This is a genomic window from Roseateles sp. P5_B10 (genome assembly GCF_056400485.1).
On sequence record NZ_JBFULE010001548.1, the window covers coordinates 1 to 638 of the forward strand.

1 protein-coding gene is annotated in these 638 nt (G+C 67.7%); it reads left to right on the forward strand.

Annotation, left to right across the window (positions count from 1 at the left end; all coding sequences use genetic code 11):
• The coding region (locus AC1DU6_RS34515; RefSeq protein WP_477862993.1) for an ATP-binding protein at positions 1–638 on the forward strand (638 nt) is incomplete at both ends.

The following is a 638-nucleotide window of genomic DNA, read 5'->3' on the forward strand; positions in this document are numbered from 1 at the left end:
GATGAATGGCGTGCTCGGCCTGACCGAACTGGTGCTGCAGACCGAACTCAACGAGCGCCAGCGCCGCTTCATCGGCATGGCCCACCAGTCGGCCAAGGGGCTGATGACCATCATCAACGACCTGCTGGACGTGGCCAAGATCGAGGCCGGCCGCATCGTCATCGACGAGCAGCCCTTCAGCCTGCACGACTGCCTCGGCGAATCCCTGCAGCCTCTGCTGCTACAGGCGCATGACAAGGGCATCCAGCTGCACGCCCGCGTACAGCCCGGCGTGCCGCCGTGGCTGGTCGGCGACGCGCTGCGGCTGCGCCAGGTGCTGATCAACCTGATTGGCAACGCATTGAAGTTCACCGAGCGCGGCGAAGTGCGCATCGAGATCGCCCTGGCCGACGCGCGCGACGGTGACGGCCCCGACCGCCTGCGGCTGCGCGTGGCCGTCACCGACACCGGCATCGGCATGACGCGCGACCAGATCGGCCAGATCTTCGACCCCTTCACCCAGGCCGATGGCAGCATCACGCGCCGCTACGGTGGCACGGGCCTGGGGCTGACCATCGTGCAGCGCCTCGTCAGTCTGATGAGTGGCGAGATCACCGTCGAGAGCGAGCCCGGCGTCGGCTCCTCCTTCAGCTTCGAGC